The organism is Paenibacillus sp. EPM92 (genome assembly GCF_016586185.1).
Lineage (GTDB): Bacteria > Bacillota > Bacilli > Paenibacillales > NBRC-103111 > Paenibacillus_G > Paenibacillus_G validus.
Genome location: NZ_BCPS01000088.1, coordinates 1 through 18,274 on the forward strand (window position 1 = coordinate 1; position 18,274 = coordinate 18,274).

General features: G+C 48.4%; 17 protein-coding genes. All 17 read right to left on the reverse strand.

All coding sequences use genetic code 11. The annotated features are described in order from the left end of the window. Positions 1-253 precede the first annotated feature (253 nt). Entirely contained in the window at positions 254-1,732 is a 1,479-nt protein-coding gene (locus JMF85_RS22560) for an aldehyde dehydrogenase family protein (protein ID WP_127610581.1), read from the reverse strand. Between the two features lie 291 nt (positions 1,733-2,023). Beyond that, positions 2,024-3,007 (reverse strand): catechol 2,3-dioxygenase, encoded by a 984-nt coding sequence (locus JMF85_RS22565; protein WP_127610578.1) that lies wholly within the window; start codon positions 3,005-3,007, stop codon positions 2,024-2,026. A 43-nt stretch (positions 3,008-3,050) separates the two neighbouring features. After that, the gene (locus tag JMF85_RS22570; protein WP_201318950.1) at positions 3,051-3,875 is read right to left on the reverse strand and encodes an alpha/beta fold hydrolase; all 825 of its coding nucleotides are present in this window, start codon (positions 3,873-3,875) and stop codon (positions 3,051-3,053) included. 13 nt (positions 3,876-3,888) lie between these two features. After that, the gene (locus JMF85_RS22575; protein WP_127610576.1) at positions 3,889-4,563 is read right to left on the reverse strand and encodes an alpha/beta hydrolase; all 675 of its coding nucleotides are present in this window, start codon (positions 4,561-4,563) and stop codon (positions 3,889-3,891) included. Between the two features lie 131 nt (positions 4,564-4,694). Continuing rightward, positions 4,695-5,231: an aromatic-ring-hydroxylating dioxygenase subunit beta gene (locus JMF85_RS22580; RefSeq protein ID WP_230876217.1), complete on the reverse strand. Its 537-nt coding sequence runs from the start codon at positions 5,229-5,231 to the stop codon at positions 4,695-4,697. Between the two features lie 37 nt (positions 5,232-5,268). Next, positions 5,269-6,600: an aromatic ring-hydroxylating oxygenase subunit alpha gene (locus JMF85_RS22585; protein ID WP_201318951.1), complete on the reverse strand. Its 1,332-nt coding sequence runs from the start codon at positions 6,598-6,600 to the stop codon at positions 5,269-5,271. 114 nt (positions 6,601-6,714) lie between these two features. Next, positions 6,715-8,598 carry a XylR N-terminal domain-containing protein gene (locus JMF85_RS22590; RefSeq protein ID WP_201318952.1) on the reverse strand — a complete coding sequence of 628 codons (1,884 nt, stop codon included), beginning with the start codon at positions 8,596-8,598 and terminating at the stop codon, positions 6,715-6,717. Between the two features lie 330 nt (positions 8,599-8,928). Further along, entirely contained in the window at positions 8,929-10,359 is a 1,431-nt protein-coding gene (locus JMF85_RS22595; protein WP_054797774.1) for an NAD-dependent malic enzyme, read from the reverse strand. Positions 10,360-10,444: 85 nt separating this feature from the next. After that, positions 10,445-11,335, reverse strand: coding sequence for a DUF6282 family protein (locus tag JMF85_RS22600; protein ID WP_127610583.1), 891 nt, complete (start codon positions 11,333-11,335; stop codon positions 10,445-10,447). Between the two features lie 40 nt (positions 11,336-11,375). Then, positions 11,376-12,080, reverse strand: coding sequence for an ABC transporter ATP-binding protein (locus JMF85_RS22605; RefSeq protein ID WP_155615115.1), 705 nt, complete (start codon positions 12,078-12,080; stop codon positions 11,376-11,378). Next, positions 12,067-12,828 (reverse strand): ABC transporter ATP-binding protein, encoded by a 762-nt coding sequence (locus JMF85_RS22610; RefSeq protein ID WP_155615114.1) that lies wholly within the window; start codon positions 12,826-12,828, stop codon positions 12,067-12,069. Before JMF85_RS22610 ends, JMF85_RS22605 begins: the two co-directional genes overlap by 14 nt. Continuing rightward, entirely contained in the window at positions 12,788-13,771 is a 984-nt protein-coding gene (locus tag JMF85_RS22615; protein ID WP_236595956.1) for a branched-chain amino acid ABC transporter permease, read from the reverse strand. The genes JMF85_RS22610 and JMF85_RS22615 overlap by 41 nt, the downstream gene beginning before the upstream one ends. Continuing rightward, positions 13,768-14,637 (reverse strand): branched-chain amino acid ABC transporter permease, encoded by an 870-nt coding sequence (locus JMF85_RS22620; RefSeq protein ID WP_236595957.1) that lies wholly within the window; start codon positions 14,635-14,637, stop codon positions 13,768-13,770. The genes JMF85_RS22615 and JMF85_RS22620 overlap by 4 nt, the downstream gene beginning before the upstream one ends. An 86-nt stretch (positions 14,638-14,723) precedes the next feature. After that, the gene (locus JMF85_RS22625) at positions 14,724-15,224 is read right to left on the reverse strand and encodes a 3-phenylpropionate/cinnamic acid dioxygenase subunit beta (RefSeq protein ID WP_054797771.1); all 501 of its coding nucleotides are present in this window, start codon (positions 15,222-15,224) and stop codon (positions 14,724-14,726) included. Between the two features lie 21 nt (positions 15,225-15,245). Next, entirely contained in the window at positions 15,246-16,610 is a 1,365-nt protein-coding gene (locus JMF85_RS22630; protein ID WP_155615113.1) for an aromatic ring-hydroxylating oxygenase subunit alpha, read from the reverse strand. 35 nt (positions 16,611-16,645) lie between these two features. Further along, positions 16,646-17,893, reverse strand: coding sequence for an ABC transporter substrate-binding protein (locus JMF85_RS22635; protein ID WP_181410146.1), 1,248 nt, complete (start codon positions 17,891-17,893; stop codon positions 16,646-16,648). Positions 17,894-17,991: 98 nt separating this feature from the next. Beyond that, positions 17,992-18,274, reverse strand: a 283-nt coding sequence (locus tag JMF85_RS22640) for a VOC family protein (protein WP_483874224.1), incomplete at its 5' end; no start/stop codon positions are given.

Genomic DNA, 18,274 nt, shown 5'->3' on the forward strand with positions numbered 1-18,274 from the left:
ACAAGTTTAGTTTAATTTGTTTTTCATCATGTGTCAACATGAATGTTTAAAGTAACCTTCACAGCACAGGGAAATTAAATTAATCCGCTCTATCCTCAGTACATGCAAAACAGTCTAAAACGATGAATCGTTTTAGACTGTTCTATATTTCCTATGGGTGCCAAGTTAGCGATTTCATGCACGCAAACCGGCTATGTAATTTTCAAACCAATGGTTGTTCGGTAGTCCCACGGAAATATTTGCGCAGCCGCGTTCACTCCGGAATATACGGCAGATCGAGAAATGTCGGTACGTTGATGACATGCTTTTCCACATAAGCGAGAAGCCCATCGATTCCATATTCCCGGCCTACCCCGGATTGTTTCACGCCGCCGAACGGGAAACGTACATCAAGCCCCATGATGGCCGCCGTGTTAATCATGGTAGTACCGGCTTCAATACGGCGCGCCACGCGTACCGCGTGCTCTTCCTCTCCCCAAACGGAACTGGTTAAACCATAAATACTGTTATTCACGAGCGAGATAACCTGTTCTTCATCATCGTACGGCATAATGGGCACCGCCGGGCCGAACTGTTCTTCCGCCACAATCGGAGCGTTATCATCCACATCCAGCACCAATGTGGGCTGCATGAAATAGCCCTGTTCAAACAACTCCGGCTCCAGCACCCGTCCTAGTGGGATGACTTTGGCGCCACGGCTCTTCGCATCCTCGATCAGCTCTTTTACATACTTCAGCTGAGCAGCGTTGTTCACAGGACCGATTGTAACCTCCGGATTAAAGGGACTTCCTACCCGAATCCATTTATTAGCGGCTTCGATATACTTCTCAACAAATTTGTCGTAAATCGAACGATGAACATACACGCGTTTCGCAATCATGCAAATCTGGCCGCCGTTGAGAAAATTAGAGATAACGAGACGGCGCATTGCCCTTTCATCGTTCACATCGAATTCAGGAAGGAAGATGGCGGCATCATTGCCTCCCAGTTCCAATGTCAAATGCTTAATCGTATCCGCAGCCGATTTCATGATGTGCTTCGCTGTATTCGTGCCTCCCGTGAAGGCGATTTTAGCGATCTTAGGATTGGAAGTTAGTTCGACGCCTACATCCGCCTCGCCATGAACCATGTTGATTACGCCAGGCGGGAATTCGGCCGCGATTAATTCAATGGCCTTGCTCACCGCAAGCGGAGCATATGGACTCGGCTTTAGCACCATGGTGTTGCCGGTAAGTACGGCCGGAGCAATTTTGATGGTAGAAAGCGAGATCGGGTAATTCCAGGGAAAAATCGCCGTCACCACCCCCATCGGATCATGGGAAATAATCGTCCTGCCGTGATCATGCTCTTGTACTTCATCTTGAATGACATCCTTAACACGGCTGCATGCATACTCCATCCACATCGTTGAAACTACAATCTCGCCCTGCGCATCATAAAGCGGCTTACCATGCTCACGGGAGAGCAGCTCCGTTAATTCGGGTGCGGCAGCTTTCAGTTTCTCGATCGCTCGCTGCATCCGCTGGATACGCTCATCAATAGGCGTCGCTGCCCAGGCCGGGAATGCCGCTGCCGCAGCATCTATCGCAAGCACGGCGTCTTCCCGTGTGTTGACCGGGCCGTAGCCGACGATCTCACTCGGATTTGCCGGATTCTCGCGTCCATACCGCTTTTCCGTTACTAGCTGCCGGCCATTGATTAGGGCATGAACAACAACAGGCTCATTTGCCATAGCAAGTTACCCTCTTTCCTTATGGAATGATAAATTGATAGCGCTTTCAAGATGTATATTCAATATCTTACCGAAAATGCGAAATATTGTCAAACAATTATGTTTAATTTTTATGAGAACAAAATTATTGAACCAGGGGAGAAGGGCGTAAAGCAGAACCTGCAGCAGCGCAAAGCAGCTCTCAACTTATGATCAACGTTGAGAGCCGCTTTTTGACTTTTTATTCATCCTACGAATTCCGCTAACAATGATGAAGTATTCCTATAAATCCACACTCATCAATAAATGGCCTCAGCCTGTCTTGGCAGTTGTTTGAATAGTATCGATGATAGGCGTACCGTACATGAAAAATTCTTGAGGAAGCTGAGAGCCGTACCAGATAATCCCCTTCTCCAAATCCTCTTCCTGCCACATGATTGGCTTCCAGGCCGGGTCAAAAATAAGATATCCGGCGTCCCCGAACAGCTCTACGCGGTTGCCCCCGGGCTCGAAAACATACAGGAAGTACGCTTGGCTCACGCCATGCTTGCCGGGCCCCGCATCGATTCGAATGTTGTTCTCCACCAAAATATCGGAAATGTCGGAAAGGTGCTGCGGGTATCCGTACCAGTAGCAAATATGATGCATGCGCGCCTTTCCGCCGAGCGGATCGCCCATCATCGCAATTTCATGCACAAGCGGGCTGACGCTCATCCATGCGGCGGCATCGTTTCCGTTCTTCAGCCTGATATGCTCGCGCAGATTGAACCCGAGGTTGTTCATCATGAAATCGACATTCGGCTTCAAATCGCTTGCCATCAAATTGACGTGGTCCAGCCGGCGGACCGGGACACCGGTCGTCGGACGCTTCTGCGGACGGTTCAGCAAAGGCGTACGCTGATCCTCCGGCGCCTGATAATAGTCCACTTCCCAAAGCAGCTCCATGCGGTGGCCGTCCGGCGTCCGGAACTGGTAAGCCGCGCCGTGGCCGTTTTCCCCTTCAAACCACCCGGTGCCAAGTCCCGTATCCTTAATCGCTTTTACACGCCGATCCAAGGCCTGCGGGGAAGTCGTCCGCCAAGCGACATGGCCCAGTCCCGGTTCCTTCGCCTCGGTGACCTTCAACGTATGATGATAGAAATCTTCATACGCTCTCAAATAAACCGACTGACCTTGTCGGCCGGACTCCTGCATCCCCAGCAGGTCTTTAAAAAACCACAGCGTTTCATCCGGCTTCGGTGTGAAAATTTCTACGTGCGCCAGCTGCGCCACATCAAAAATCGGTTCTTTTTCCATGGGTATAACCTCCTGAATATGGTATGAAAAACATGGGTAACATCTAGGATTTGCTTGCTAAAAAATAGTGAACAACGTCGCAGAACTGCTCTTTCTTTTCGATTTGAGTCCAATGTCCGCAATTCGAAAACGTATGAAGCTCTGCCTTCGGCAGCAGATGAAACAACTTCCAGCTTGTTTCCCGGATCGGGATTATCCGGTCTTCACGCCCGTGGAGCAGCAGCACAGGAATGTCGATACTCCTCAATTGCTGCTCACTTAAGGCAAGTGCGTCCACATGACGCTGCCGCGGAGCCGGAAACATCGAGGCGAAAGCCGCTTGATTCTCTTTGTTTAATGTCGCCTGGTAGCGCATTTGAACGAGATCTTCATTATTGGAAAAACAAGGATCGAAGGCAAATAACTCAACAAGCTTTTTCATGTTATCGAAACTTGGTACATAGCCCCAGACCTGATCAAGCCCTTCGGTTAACGGGAAATGAATGCCCGCGCTTCCCATTAACACGAGCTTTTTGACCAAATCAGGTCTCTGCACCGCCAAATGCAGGGCGATTGCACCACCAAGCGAATTGCCAATGATCGATAATGGCCCGATCTCTTTTGTTTCGATAAATGCTATAAGCTGCTGAACCCAAACATCAACACCGTATGGCATCAATTTCGGTTTTTCCGACTCGCCGAAGCCGAGAAGGTCAGGTGCATACAGACGGTATTTATCCGATAAAACGGGAAACACCTGCCGCCAATTTGCCCATGCGGATACACCCGGTCCTGATCCGTGAATGAAAAGAAGCGGCTCGCCGTGCCCGGCTTCGTGGTAGTGGACATCATAATTACCGATTTTTTCGGTTAAACCGGTCTCTGCCATGTGCGTTATCTCCCTATCCGTATATTGATTTTGACCGCTGCTGTAAATATGCCGAATCATTTCGCAACCATGCCACGATATCCCGCCCATTTTCTTCACATATTTCATGTCCCGCCGGATAAGTCTTGTAGCAGACCGACTTTGCACGGCTGTTTAAATATACGTAATTTTCTTTACCTATGCTCACCGGGAAAATGTCGTCAAATTCCCCGTCCGACAGAAAGATGGACAGCCGATCGATGGATTTTACTTCAAACTCATCTTTTACAAACGCCGGAATATATCCATTCATCGCCACAATCCCTTTTATCGAGTTACCTAATAATAAGGCTAGTGACATGCTGAGAATGGCTCCCTGACTAAAGCCCAACAAATATCGGTTATCAGCAGAGACGGGATATTTGTTTGTGGCATACTCCATGAATACTTGAAGCATTTCCAGGCTTTCATCGAATGTATCCCTGTCCGGTTTTCCATATTCTTTGAGCGTATAATAGGCATAGCCCTGGTTATAAGAAAGATGCCCGCGCACAGCAATCAGAATAAATTCTTCTTCTAAATCGGCCACAACAGAAAGGATGTCTTGTTCGCTGTACCCGATGCCGTGCAAAGCGAAAATGACAGGATAACGCTGATCGGGGGCGATTGCCGGTGGTATATGAATGCTATAGGCAAACGGACTTTGCATGAACTCTCCTCCCCTTGTTTACTTCCTTCACCGTGAATATGAAAACGTTTTCATAATCATTTGTTTCGAATCGTCTCAACCCGCTTGGATATCCGCATAAAAAGCAGTTCTCTTCACGTGGCATACCGGTATTACACAAAAGTTAAATTCAAGACGCCCAGAACCGCCTGATCCGGATAAATCGTGCGCGCACAAACTTTCCATTCTTGATTGACTTTGCGCAGCGTGTCAAATCTTTCGCCAAACATCTCATAGTTCACCGTGCTGTCGCTTCTGCTTCGCAGTAACAGAAAATTACTGCGCACATGGACCTCTGTGTCTTCGGAACCGGCTTGTATGAATATATTCGAAATAAAATGCCGGTTACGCGTAGGAGGATCCTCTACCCAAGCCGATTTGGTCCCGAGCCTTTCGATACGAAGCCTTAACGATTTCATATCCTCTTCATAAAAAGCCGTATCGTCGGTCATATTGGAGCCGTCTTTTCGTTCCCGCGTAGAACGCTGCGGCATACGGTACACGATATCATCCGTGAGTAGAGCCAACCATTCCTTATATAGTCTGCGATCCAGCAAAAATGCTTCATGATACAGGAAACGGGTGATTTCATTTTGCGTATCGCTGCTCAAGAATAACCCGGCAGTCTCACTTGGAATCTGGGCATTCATCGTCGGTACCTCCCTCTATAAATGAATACATGCTCGCTCAATTTTCTTGCAGCATCTTCAGCCACTGCTCCCAAAAATTCCGGATCGCTGTATCCAGAAGCCACGTCGGATAAGCTTTTCCCGGACCCGGGAAGTTTTCAATCGGCATGACGCGATCAATCCCCATCAAATAATTGAGCACATTATCGTAACTTAAATCCTTATTACGTGCCATCACCGCTTTGCTGCTTTCCGTAATCCGGGTCCATATCTCGGTGTCATCTTCCTCCAGCGTACCTCCGGGGCCAAAAGAGATGATATAAGCTCTGCTCGCCTCTTTTTTGTATTCCTCATTTGCTTCTTTATCAATCATCACCCAAGAGCAAATTTCGATGCTGTCGGGACCGATAGGCCGCCACACCCTCATATTTAAAAAGGTGGTGATCGAATCGCCGCCGGTACTTTGCGGGATGCTGACCCAGGATAGATTCGGGAAGCAATTCCCGACGTGCACTTGCAGGTTTTCCAGGAACTGCAGCTGATCCGGATTCAAATTACGTTCAAACATCGGCCATAGCTCTTCCGGAAGCCCTTGATATTTAGGTCCCTCTACCCCTGGCGGCGTAAGAACCAAATTGAGCCCGTGTCCGTTGTTTAATGAAAGCTGATAGCCAAATCCGGCTTGCGACACGAAATCCGGACTAATCCCCATTTCTACCGTCGAGCGATGGGAAGTAAGCGCATGATAGGAATCAGCACAGAAATTCTCCGCCGTGACTTTCCAGTTCGTATTCACCACCCATCTCTGGGGTGCGCCTAACACCTCCATGCCTCCATCGGTACGGCTGACCAAAATGTCCAGATACCATTTTAATTCGCCCAGATATTCATCCAGAGAAGAGGCATTGGAATCGAGGTTGCCGAAGATGAGTCCCGCATACCTATCAAGCTTCGGAACCGGCCGAAGCGCCCACTCATCCTTCACCATCTCCTCCCCGTAAATTCTGTTGCCGGCCGTAACGCCGATCAGTTCTCCATCCGGATTAAATGTCCACCCATGGTAGGGACAGGTCAGGTTTTTGCTGTTCCCGTAATCAGCCGTACAAAGCTTAGCGCCGCGATGGGTGCAGGAGTTGAGAAAGGCCTTGATTTCCCCTGTCCTGGTTCGGGTAACCAAGATCGGATCATTGCCGATATACCTTGTCACGTAACTTCCGTGCTCTTTTAATTCCGATTCATGAGCCAGAAAACACCATGTCTTCGAAAATATCTTTTCAATTTCCAACTCAAAAATTTCCGGATCATACTTAACCCATTGAGGTAATCGGCCGGCGGATAGCTTTTCTTGAATTAAATTCAGCGTTTTATTTTCAACTGTGCTGTTCTTCACCTTGTCTGCCTCCTCATTGATTTAATGAGAAACATGTCCAAAAACATGAACCAAGAGACTTTAAGCGCCTTCAATAAGGTTTGGCAATCACCCCCTTTAATGCCGAACCTATCTTTAACTTTTAGTGAAAGGATTTTTATTGATTAATCGCAGCGTAAAGTAAATTTGCACGGCCAAGTGGTACTTGAGACGGCTCATTCCGTCGTTCAAATTGATTCCGCAAAGCTCTTCAATTCGGCGAATCCGATAACGCAGCCCGGTGATGGATAAATGGAGCTCACGTGCGGTATTAGCCAAATTGCCGCTGTTATCCAGATACGCCTTTAAAGATAAAAGCAAGTCGCTTTGGTAAACGAGATCATTGTCTATTAATTTGCCTAACACATTATGGCAGAAGCTGATAAATTCATCGTGATCTAAACTTTTAATAAACAGCATGATATGTTCTAACTGCTCAAAACTGGCCACGGCATTTTCTTGAAGAAACGATACCTGCACAAAGTCGGTAATTAAATAGGCGTCCTGATAACTTTTTCCGAGACTTACGATGGAATTAGCGACCCGACCGGAACCTACGTAAATGTTGGTTTGTGAAAATTTTCTTTGCAGCATATTTTTTAAACGCGTCTCAAAATTATGCTCTTCCATCTCCGGATTTTCGCTGCGCCGAACGGAATTTTCCCATTCCCTGGATACGATGAGCACGATCCTGTCTTTACTTATGAAAGCCTCCAGAAGGGGAAATTTCAAATTGATATAGCTCATGACATGTTCCAGCTCATCCGCGGACTTCAGCTTTATGCAAACAACTTTTACGGCCGAGCTGAAATCTATGCCTGAATCCGAAATCCTCCTTCTCAACTCCTGCTCATCATAATTTCCCCGTAATATCTCTTCAAATAAATCGGCTTTCATTTTCCAATTCCACTTGTTAATTGATCGCTGATGGTATAAGTGCGTGGTGATAACGCTTACAACCCTGCGTATAATCATTCTTTCCTGCTTGGTTAATTCATTCGCTCCCACGACAACCATGGTTCCAAGCAAACTATGATTCGCCTGAAGATCGAATGAATAGCATGTAAACGATTCTGTAAATTGGCCTGTGCTGGAACCTGCTTCCTTCCACCTTTCATATAACTGAAGATCAGTTTCCGCTTTCCAGACAGCTTCGTTTATTCCGTTTCTCTTTACTTTTTCGATAACAATACTCCGGTTTATGGCTTTCGATAAGAAATCGATAAGATGGTACAAATTCTTCCCTTCCAGCATGAAATCCGTCAGTTTATTGCTGATTTCCTCGGAGTGAACCATGATACGGTTTAGCTCCTGTATCTCTTTATTGTAGGCGTCCAGCTCGGAAGCAAGGGATTCCGCCTGATAATAACGGAGATCTTCCTGGTAGTCGGGATCGTTTTCGTCAACCGTTTTGGCAATAAAATAGCAGCAATCGTCCCCTTTAGCCTTACAGCGGCTTTCCTTTACCAAAACACTTTTACCCAAAACCTTAGTCAGAAAACCGCTGGCATATCCGACAATCGAGTAGCATACCGCTTCATCGCTCCGGCCGAAATGACGAATATGCTCTTCCGCTTCGTATGAATGCTTCCAATACCCGTGTGAATAGAACTCTCCTTCAATAATATCCAAGGCTTCAATCTCCACCGTCACAATGCCTTCCATCGTAGCAAGCACCGGCCCTGAAAGAATATATTCTTTTAAAGAATCCCACCGAAACATTTTACCGACTGCATCGCCATCGTTGTAGCCATACGCCCATCCATAGCGCATTAAGAAGCCTTTTGCACGCTCCATCCCCAACGTACTGACTAAGTCGCGGCGCAATATTCCCATGGCTTCCGCTGAGATTAACAGCATTCGTTTCGAGCCCAAAGTCAAGATTCCGGTTCTACGATCAATGTCAATAATATTTTCAAATAACAATCGGCTCGCCTTTACTCCTCGACCATGCGACATCAAATAACTCTTGCTCTGCATGAGGTCCTTATCCCCTTTCGAAAGCCATAAGAAAATACGGGAGTTCATTACATTTGTGCGACTGATTCGTAACCTTGATTTAAGTGTACGCTCCGATATTTCTTGCCGCAATAGCAAAAAAAGATATACTTTTCAGATAATTCCGTCCATTTTTACCATGCCTGTTCTGTATAACGGTTATTTGCATTAAAATCGTCTTTTCATGGTAAGTCAAGTTTGATTGTGGCCGGTTTTATTAAACCCGCAAACCAAAAAAATCCCCCATTCATAGTTGACAGCGCTCTAAAGCACTATCGAACTTGGGGGAGTGTAACCAACAAATATTCAATTTTATCGATACTCTTTCGGAATGCGGCGGGCCACCTTCGTTCGAATCGCAGCCTCTATCACTCGTTGTCGTATCAAATCTACCACTTTGTGATCGAAAACACTTGGAATAATATATAACCTATCCAATTTATCCTCTGTTATGACGGAAGCAATAGCCTCAGCAGCAGCAAGTTTCATTTCTTCATTGATTTCAGTCGCCCTGCAGTCCAGCGCCCCACGGAAAATCCCGGGAAAACAGAGTACATTGTTAATTTGATTCGGGTAGTCAGACCTCCCGGTCGCCATAACGGCGACAATATCATCGACTTCTTCCGGAAGGATTTCGGGTGTCGGATTAGCCATCGCAAACACGATCGGTTTGGAGGCCATAGTAAGCACATCCTCCCGTTCCAACAAACCGCTTGAAGAAAGTCCGATGAACACATCGGCTCCCCGCATGGCATCCTGAAGCGTACCCGAAACACCAGCCGTATTGGTATTCTCGGCAAACCACCGTTTCATCGGATTGGAATATTCGTTTCCTTTCACCAGAATTCCGTTTCTGTCCAAACCGATGATATCTTTCACTCCAGCAGCCAGCAAAATTTTCGTGCAGGCGATTCCGGCCGCCCCGACGCCGCAGACAACCACTTTAATGTCACGGATGGACTTGCCGGCAATTTTCAGCGCGTTAATCAGTCCTGCATACATGACGACTGCCGTTCCATGCTGATCATCATGGAAGACGGGAATATCGAGTTCCCGGCGAAGGCGTTCTTCTATTTCAAAGCAGCGTGGCGAAGAAATATCCTCCAGATTAATTCCCCCGAAAGATGGCGAGATCGCTTTAATGATTTTGATGATGTCCTCCGTATCCTTCGTATCCAGACAGATTGGGTATGCGTCAACATCCGCAAACTGCTTAAACAGCATCGCTTTGCCTTCCATCACCGGCATTGCCGCTTTCGGTCCGATGTCCCCCAGCCCCAAAACGGCGGTTCCATCCGATACAACGGCTACCGTATTTCTTCTGATTGTCAGCGAGAACGCTTTTTGTTCGTCTTCATGAATGGCCATGCATACTCGCGCAACATCCGGCGTATAGACGCGGGAAAGATCGTCGCGGTTCTGAATCTTTACCTTCGGATGGATGCCGATTTTTCCGCCCAGGTGCATCAGAAAGGTGCGATCCGAAACATGCACCAATCTTACCCCTTGCAATCTTTCGATGGCTTCGGTAATTTTACGGTTATCCTCCGCGTCCTTCACGTTGATTGTAATGTCACGGGTGGTCGAGTTAGGCCCGATATGAATGGTATCGATGGCGATAATATCTCCGCCCGTAAGCGATATAGCGTTGGTCACCATACCGAAGTTCATCTTCTCCGTGTCGATATCAAGACGAATGATAATACTTTTTCCTCCTAATTCCTGATTGCTGCCTGTACTCATATTCTGGTCCCCTTCCCGCAAATCCCTTCATAAACACATTGCGGACCATCTTCATTACCGAAATGACCTTAGTTGATCTATCGGTTTAAATTTCCGCAAGGAAAGTGGGATTCTCGTTCGTCATGATTCTGACTTCTTCCGCGCTGAAACCGTTCTGCAGAAGATTCGAAATAAACATCTTCATCCCTTCGTCCGGATAAACATATTGCGGTTGGCCCAAATCGGTGGACAGAATGCAATTTTCCGGGCCTACGTAGCGAATTTGTTCATATACCGATTCCCAAGTCACTTTATCGGTGTATGGAGTCGTAAAGCAAAACTCCATAATCGCCCCTTTATCCGCCAGTTCTTTGATCTGCTCCTTGGAAAGATCGGATGAAGGAAAATTCGGATGGGTGATAACCGTTTTTTTCATTTTCCGTTTGGCCGATTCTTCAACTAAGGCATAGATTTCTTTAACGCTGATATGGCCTGTTGCAAGCACAAGGCTGTGATGAGCCGCAATGTCCATAATGTCCAGCACCTGACGCTTAAGCGTACCGGACTCATCCAACAGCGAGATATTCGGCATCGTTTTCCCTTGTTCTTCAAGTTCCATCTTCATCTTCGCCCAAAACGGAAGCTTGTCGTGCTTCGCGGTTTTGAAATGCTCCTGCTCATTCAAGGAGTCAAATGTCGGCATCCAGACGATTTTCGCGCCATCCCGTGCGGCGATTTCTACGGCCATCGGGTTCAGGCCCCCAACCGTATTGTTCAGACAAATGGCGCCGACGACATTGACATCGGGGTACAGTTTCTTGGTCAAAGCGGCTCTTTCCGCCGTGCAGAAATAGTGCGACTTAATGCCGAATCCCTTCATGCCGGCCTTTTGCATACGCTCCGCCATTTCAAAATCATCCAGCTTCCTGCCGATTACATCAGGTCCTGTGTGAATGTGGAGGTCATAAGCTCCTGCTAACAATTGCTCTGCATCCATGGTATTTCTCTCCCTTTTTATGTTATTGTGACTATCTTTTCTATATGCCAAGATATTGATGCTGGATTTCATTGTTATCGAGAAGCTCTTTTGGCGAGCCCGACCAAACAATTTGCCCCTTGCTCATAATCAGCACCTCGTCGGCAACCCCGCAGGCCAAATGGAAATTTTGCTCGACAAGAAGAATGGAAAGCCCGGACTTTTTTAAACCGTGAATGATATCGCCTACCTGTGAAACCACGGATGGAGCCAGTCCCTCCGAAGGCTCATCCATCAAAATAAGCTGAGGATTGGTCATTAGCGCCCTGCCGATCGCAAGCATCTGCTGCTGGCCGCCGGACAGCTGGTTGCCCATGTTTTTTTCCCGCTCTTTGAGAACGGGGAATAACGTATACACTTTGTCCAAATCCCAATCCGGAGGCGCGTCCTGCGTTTGCGAACGCGCCGCCATCGTCAAGTTTTCACGGATGGTCAGGGAAGGAAATACACGTCTGCCTTGGGGCACCAATCCGATGCCTGTCCGTGCGATTTCATGGGGCGTTTTGCCCGTGATGGTCTTGCCAAGAAACCGGATCTCCCCTCTTTTCGCCGGCGTAAGTCCCGAAATGGAATGGATGGTCGTTGTCTTTCCCACTCCGTTTCGGCCCAGAAGCGCTACACTTTTGCCCGCCGGAACGTTGAATGTTACGCCTTGAAGCACATGGCTGTTGCCGTAATAGGTATGTACGCCTTCAATCGTCAGCATGCGATAAAGCCCCCCCGCCGAAATACACATCTTGCACTTGGCTGTTATTTCGAATCTCGTCCGGGCTTCCGCTTAATAGCAGCTCCCCGTGATGCAGCACCGTAATGCGGTCCGCGATGGAAAAGACGACGTCCATATCATGTTCGATAATCACCATGGTCATCGAGCGCGGCAGCTGCTGAATCAACTTGGTCGTATGCGCTGTTTCCGCAGGTGACATGCCTGACGTCGGTTCATCCAGCAGCAAAACTTTCGGTTTCAGCGCAACGGCCAGCATCACTTCCAGTACCCGCTGTTCACCGTATGACAATTCACTTACTATTCTGTCTTTTCGCTCCAGAAGGTTCCATTGTTCAATCAGTTCGTCGGCCTCGGCCCGGATATCCGCATAGCTGTCAAGCGGTTTAAAAAAACGGTATTTATAAGGCTTGTTGGATGTAATGGCAAGATAAACATTTTCTTTTACCGTAAGGTTCCAGAACAGATTGTTTTTCTGGAACGTTCTCGACATCCCGAGACCGACCCGTTTATGGGTTTCCATCGTACTTATATCTTGATTCTGGAGAAATATTTTCCCGCTGCTGATCGGCAGGAATCCGGTTAAACAGTTAAACAGGGTCGTTTTTCCGGCACCGTTCGGACCGATAATAACGTGGCGTTCATTCTCCTGCACTTCGAGAGAAACGTCTTTTAGCACCTGCAGCGCCTTAAACGATTTGCTTATTTTTTGCGTTTTCAACAGCGACATTTGCGTCTTCCCCCTTTCCCGGCCTTTTCTTCCAGAGAGAAGAAACAAGCTGCACGATGCCCCCGCGCCCGTAAAGCACAAATGCCACAAAAATAATCCCCATTATAAGCTGCCAGCGTTCGGTGTAAGAGCTGACGTAGTTTTGCAAAATGATAAAGAAGACGACGCCGACTACAGGCCCCAGCAGCGTTCCCACTCCGCCGACGATGACCATAATGAGCGCCTGCCCGGAAAAAATCCAAAACATGAGGTCAGGGCTGACGAATGAATTAATAAAGGCGTAGAGCGCGCCTCCGAAACCGGCGAGCGTTCCGGAAAGCGAATAAGCGATTAATTTGTAATTGCGGGTTTGATAGCCGAGAGCTTTCATGCGTGTTTCGTTTTCCATGATGCCTTTGACGATTTTCCCGATCGGCGAATTCACAAAGAGCAGCAGAAGAAGATAGCAAAGTAAAAAGCCAACCCCGGCCAAATAATACAAGCCATGCGTGCTCGTGATCGGACCGAAACCGAAATCGGGAGACACGCTTATCTGCATGCCGTCTGCACCGCCGGTCCATGATTTCATTTTAAACGCGAAAGCGAACAGCATCTGGCCGAAGGCAAGCGTAATCATCAGAAAGTAGCCGCCCGTCGTACGGATGAACAATGCGCCGGAAATAAGCGCCAACAATCCGGAGAAGACAAGCGCAGCGAGCAGCAGCACATAAGTATTGCCGATATGCTCGCCGAGCAGCGCCACCGTATACGCCCCGGTTCCGAAGAAGGCCGCGTGACCTAGTGAAACGAGTCCGGTATATCCCATAATAAGTCCCAGACTGAGCGCGAACACAGCCATAAAGAAAATTTCCGTTGCGAGATTCGTGCCGAAGCTGCTTAATATCAACGGCAGCACGAGAACCATAATAATCATGGCTAAAAAGAAGTAGGCATGTTTCCTCACAGCTGCACCCCTCTTCCGAACAACCCGGTCGGACGAACCAGCAGCACGATAACCATTAAGATAAACACCAAGGCCATGGAAACCGAGGGGAACCAGACTTTTCCTAACGTATCGATCATCCCGACCAGGATCGCTCCTGCAAAGGCGCCTTTCCATGTTCCGAGTCCGCCGATAACGACGACAACCAAGGAAGAAATGAGGACTTCCGCATCCATTCCCAGATAGATTCCCGTTACCGCACCGCCAAGAACGCCGCTGAAGCCGGCAAGCAGAGCACCGAAAGCGAAAACGCCGGAAAAGGCCAAGCCTACATTTATTCCGAGCGCCGATACCATCTGGCGATCGTCTACCCCGGCTCTGATGACCGACCCGACACGCGTGCGGCTTTCGAAGTACCAGAGAAGCACGGCAACCAGCACACCGACCATAATTACAAACAGACGAAAGACGGGAAATACGGTTTCTCCCAAATGGATCGATTGGCTAAGTTCCCCGGGAACCGGGATACTTTGCGGGCTCGTGCCCCATGCCCACTTCACCAGATCGGAAAAAATAAATGTCAAACCGAAGGTGAGCAGTACCTGGTCCAATTCCTTCCCGTACACGCGGGCCAGGAAAACCTTTTCCATAAACCATCCGAATAGACCGACGAGGATAATCGTCACCATAAGCGCGACCCAAAAGCCCATCCCCTGCTTCATTAACGCAAATGCGACATAGGCTGCGATCATGAAAAAGGAACCATGGGCAAGGTTAACGACATTCATAAACCCCATAATGATTGATAACCCCGCCGCAATCATAAACAGCAGCATCCCGTAAGCCAAACCGGTTAAAATATGTGAAAACAGAATGGATGCATTCAAGACATTTCCTCCCTACCGAAAGTGAACATGGAGTGATTAATAAGTGCAACAAAACCGACTTCTGTTTCGGAGGTTTCGGTCTATTCTTAAAAGAATGAGCTAAGATTAATGGACGTCAGTACCGTTTGATCCGGGTAAATCGTTCGCGCAGCTATTTTCCACTGTCCATCCACTCGTCTGAGTATGTCCAGCCGTTCTCCATAAACCTGGTCGGAGACTTCATCCTTCGCTCTACTCCGCATAAACAGAAATGCGCTTCTGACCTCAAGCTCATCTTTGCGCGTTTCCCGCTCAATCAGAATATTGTTGATGAAATGCCGCGTACGTGGTACCGGATCCCAGGCCCATGCCGAGGTTGTTGCCATACGGCTTACCCGTGTGATGAGCGATTTCTTCGTTTCTTCAAAGTAAGTCATCTCATCCACAATGTTGGAGCCGTCTTTTTTCTCGCGGGTGACCCTTAGCGGCATGCGGTAAATAATGTCATCCGTCAGCAGGCCCAGCCATTCCTGGAATTGCAAGCTGTCCAATATGTACGCTTCGCGCTGAAGGAAATTCGTGATCTCATAGTGAAGTTCATAGTTCATAATGATGGCTCCTTTCCTCAATTATTTTATTTCCGAATGCACCGCGGACTGCCGCAGATTGACGTCACCGGTGAGCAGAGACAGCCAGAATTCATGCATGTTCCTTGAGGCATAGTCGACGTAACAAGTCGGATAAGCTACGCCCGGTCCGTCCCAATGGTCCAGCGGCTCTACTTTTCCCTCGCCCATCATATAGTTCAGCACATTGTTGTAGCTCAAATCCTTGTCACGGGCAAGTATGCCTTTGCTCGCCTGCGTCACGCGCGCCCAAATTTCGGCATCGTCCTGCTCCAACGTGCCCGACGGGCCGAAGGATGCGATGTAGCCTTTGTACGAGGCTTGCTTGTATGCTTCCGGCGCCGCCTTATCGATCATAAACCAGGACCACACTTCGATTTTGTCGGCTGAGATCGGACGCCACACACGCATGTTCAAGTAATTGTGCAGATGACCTTCGCTTCCGTGAAGCGGACTCAGGAAGGACAAGTTAGGGAAACAGTTGCCTACGATAACGGTACATTTCGATAAAATATCATGCTGCTCGGCCGTCAGGTTCTTTTGGAACATCGGCCACATCTCTTCGGGCATTCCCTGATACGGCGGTATGTCTAAACCCGGAACGCCGGTATTGATGTTAACGTTGTGTCCATGGTCGAGCACCACTTGATAACCATAGCCCGAGAACAGCGGATCCTGCGGGCTGATGCCAAGTTCCACCGTCGAGCGGTGTACGGTCGCCACATGGTACGGATCCCCTCCGAAGTTTTCCGATGTCAGCTTCCAGTTGGCGTTAAGAATCCAGCGCTGCGGAACGCCTCGGACCTCCATGCCGCCATCGCTGCGGTTCAGAAGAATATCAAAATACCATTTCATTCCTCCGAGGTACTCTTCCAGCGGCATGGTATTTGCATCCAGGCAGCCGAATATCAAACCGTTGTAGGTGGCGACCTGCGGCACCGGCTTAAGACCCCATTGCTCTTTGTCCATGCCTTCGCCGTAAACCTTATCCCCTGCGACGACGCCGATCAGCTTGCCATCATTATTAAAGCTCCAGCCGTGATACGGGCATTGAAACGTGTTCTTTTTGCCGAAATCGGCTGTACACAGCTGCATGCCTCTGTGCGGACAGGAATTAAGAAATGCTTTGATTTCTCCTTTTTTCGTCCGGACAACCAAGATCGGATCATGAACCAGCCATCTGGTGATATAGCTTCCCGGTTCCTTCAGCTCGCTCTCATGGCCGAGAAGCTGCCACGCATGAGCGAATACTTTCTCGATCTCCTCGTCGAATATAGCGGGGTCGTTCAAAATCCACTGCGGCATCATCCCCTGCGAGATTTTTTCTTTTATCTTCCGCAATCTGTCTTCGTCCAAAACAGTACTCATAATTCTCCTGCCTCCTCATGTGAATTAATAAGAAATTACTTCGCCGCGGGATCCTTTTCCGGCATAACCATTTCTCCAAGATTCGCCAATGGTTCGAAGACGATTCTGCCGTCTTTCATTACATTTCTGCCGGCATAAAACGTTTGAATCGGATTATTCGTTTGGGGATCGATGGTAATGCTGCCGCGCGGGCTATTGATCGTAATTCCTTTAAGCGCTTTCAAAAGATCGTCGCTTTTTACGCTTCCGCCTGTCTTCTTCACCGCTTCCGCGAAGGCCTGAGCGGCATCATATCCATATACGGAGTAGAAATCCGGTATTTTGCCATACTTCGCTTTAAATTCTTCGACAAACTTTTTGTTCGTCTCATTCTCGAGTGCAGGGTAATAGTGGAAGGTGCTATAAATTCCTTCTGAATCGGCACCGGTCGGTTCCGTGATGAGGACGTCTCCGAATTCGCCGGAAGAAGTCAGCGGGATGTTCCCCTTCAGGCCAAACTCTTTATATTGCTTAATGAATCGGATTCCGTCTGCCCCAGGCAAGAATGCAAATACCAATTCCGGTTTAGCCTGCTTGATTTGATTCAGATTTGTCGCATAATCGTTTGCCCCGAGCGGAGGGTAGGCTTCCTCGATGACTTTGCCGCCAGCCTGGATAAACGCCTCTTTAAACCCGGCAGCCACTTCGTGTCCTGCAGGATAGTCGGACGCTACGATGTATGCCGTTTTGCCGACTTTGTCGGCAAAGTACTTGCCGCCGGGCGTTCCGCTTTGCCAGTTAGAGAGGGAGGTACGGATCATATAGTCGCTTTTCTTGGACCAGGAAATATCATTGGCGGCGGCGGTGACGATAATCATGGGTTTCTTGACCTTTTGCACCTCGTCTGTAAGCGCATACACAACATTGCTTAGAAGGGGACCGAGCACGACATCCGCCTTGCTGCTGTTAATAAGCTGGCGGTACTTCCGTAACCCCGTCTGAGGATTCCCTTCATCATCCTCGTACTTGATTTCGACCTTGCGGTCTCCGATCATGTAATTATGCTGCGAGAAATAAAGCTCGATTCCTTTTTTGGCACTTTCTCCGGGTTGTGCTTGAGGGCCTGATTGACTGAGGAGTGCACCCACGATAATAGGGTCTTTGCTTTCATCCGCGGCCGCGGTTGAGGCTCCTGGTGAAGAGGGGCTTTCTGAATTTTGCGTCGTCGCAGCGGAACCGCCGCTGCAGGCTGTGAGGAGTATAGCCAACATAACTGTCATCATTGCCGTCAGTCTCTTTTTCATCTTAAAATCCTCCCCCAAAACAACATGAATTCGGTTGCATGTACAGGTCTTTATCAGATTATAAAATTGGAGACACATAATACATGGTTGGGTCCGTACTATTTGTCCACTACCGGTGTGCCGTATGTATGGAATGTGGAGATCGTAGGCGTCAGCCAAGCCTGCCCTCTGGCGCGTTCTGCCTGGCTCCAGGTGATGGTCTCCGCATCCGGCGCATAAATGAAATAGCCTCCGGTACAGACCTCAATTCGGTTTCCGCCCGGCTCATAGCAGTACAGGAAGAAGGTTTGCTGAATCGCATGCTTTGCGGGTCCGCCTTCGATATAGATGTCATTGTCGATATAAATGTCTGCGGCCCGTAAGATTTCTTCCCGCGTATCA

Bases quoted from the DNA above. Each gene is read 5' to 3' on its own strand.
- JMF85_RS22560 (WP_127610581.1), bottom strand. From the start codon at position 1,732: ATGGCAAATGAGCCTGTTGTTGTTCATGCCCTAATCAATGGCCGGCAG.
- JMF85_RS22565 (WP_127610578.1), bottom strand. From the start codon at position 3,007: ATGGAAAAAGAACCGATTTTTGATGTGGCGCAGCTGGCGCACGTAGAA.
- JMF85_RS22570 (WP_201318950.1), bottom strand. From the start codon at position 3,875: ATGGCAGAGACCGGTTTAACCGAAAAAATCGGTAATTATGATGTCCAC.
- JMF85_RS22575 (WP_127610576.1), bottom strand. From the start codon at position 4,563: ATGCAAAGTCCGTTTGCCTATAGCATTCATATACCACCGGCAATCGCC.
- JMF85_RS22580 (WP_230876217.1), bottom strand. From the start codon at position 5,231: ATGAATGCCCAGATTCCAAGTGAGACTGCCGGGTTATTCTTGAGCAGC.
- JMF85_RS22590 (WP_201318952.1), bottom strand. From the start codon at position 8,598: ATGCAGAGCAAGAGTTATTTGATGTCGCATGGTCGAGGAGTAAAGGCG.
- JMF85_RS22595 (WP_054797774.1), bottom strand. From the start codon at position 10,359: ATGAGTACAGGCAGCAATCAGGAATTAGGAGGAAAAAGTATTATCATT.
- JMF85_RS22600 (WP_127610583.1), bottom strand. From the start codon at position 11,335: ATGGATGCAGAGCAATTGTTAGCAGGAGCTTATGACCTCCACATTCAC.
- JMF85_RS22605 (WP_155615115.1), bottom strand. From the start codon at position 12,080: ATGCTGACGATTGAAGGCGTACATACCTATTACGGCAACAGCCATGTG.
- JMF85_RS22610 (WP_155615114.1), bottom strand. From the start codon at position 12,828: ATGTCGCTGTTGAAAACGCAAAAAATAAGCAAATCGTTTAAGGCGCTG.
- JMF85_RS22625 (WP_054797771.1), bottom strand. From the start codon at position 15,224: ATGAACTATGAACTTCACTATGAGATCACGAATTTCCTTCAGCGCGAA.
- JMF85_RS22630 (WP_155615113.1), bottom strand. From the start codon at position 16,610: ATGAGTACTGTTTTGGACGAAGACAGATTGCGGAAGATAAAAGAAAAA.
- JMF85_RS22635 (WP_181410146.1), bottom strand. From the start codon at position 17,893: ATGAAAAAGAGACTGACGGCAATGATGACAGTTATGTTGGCTATACTC.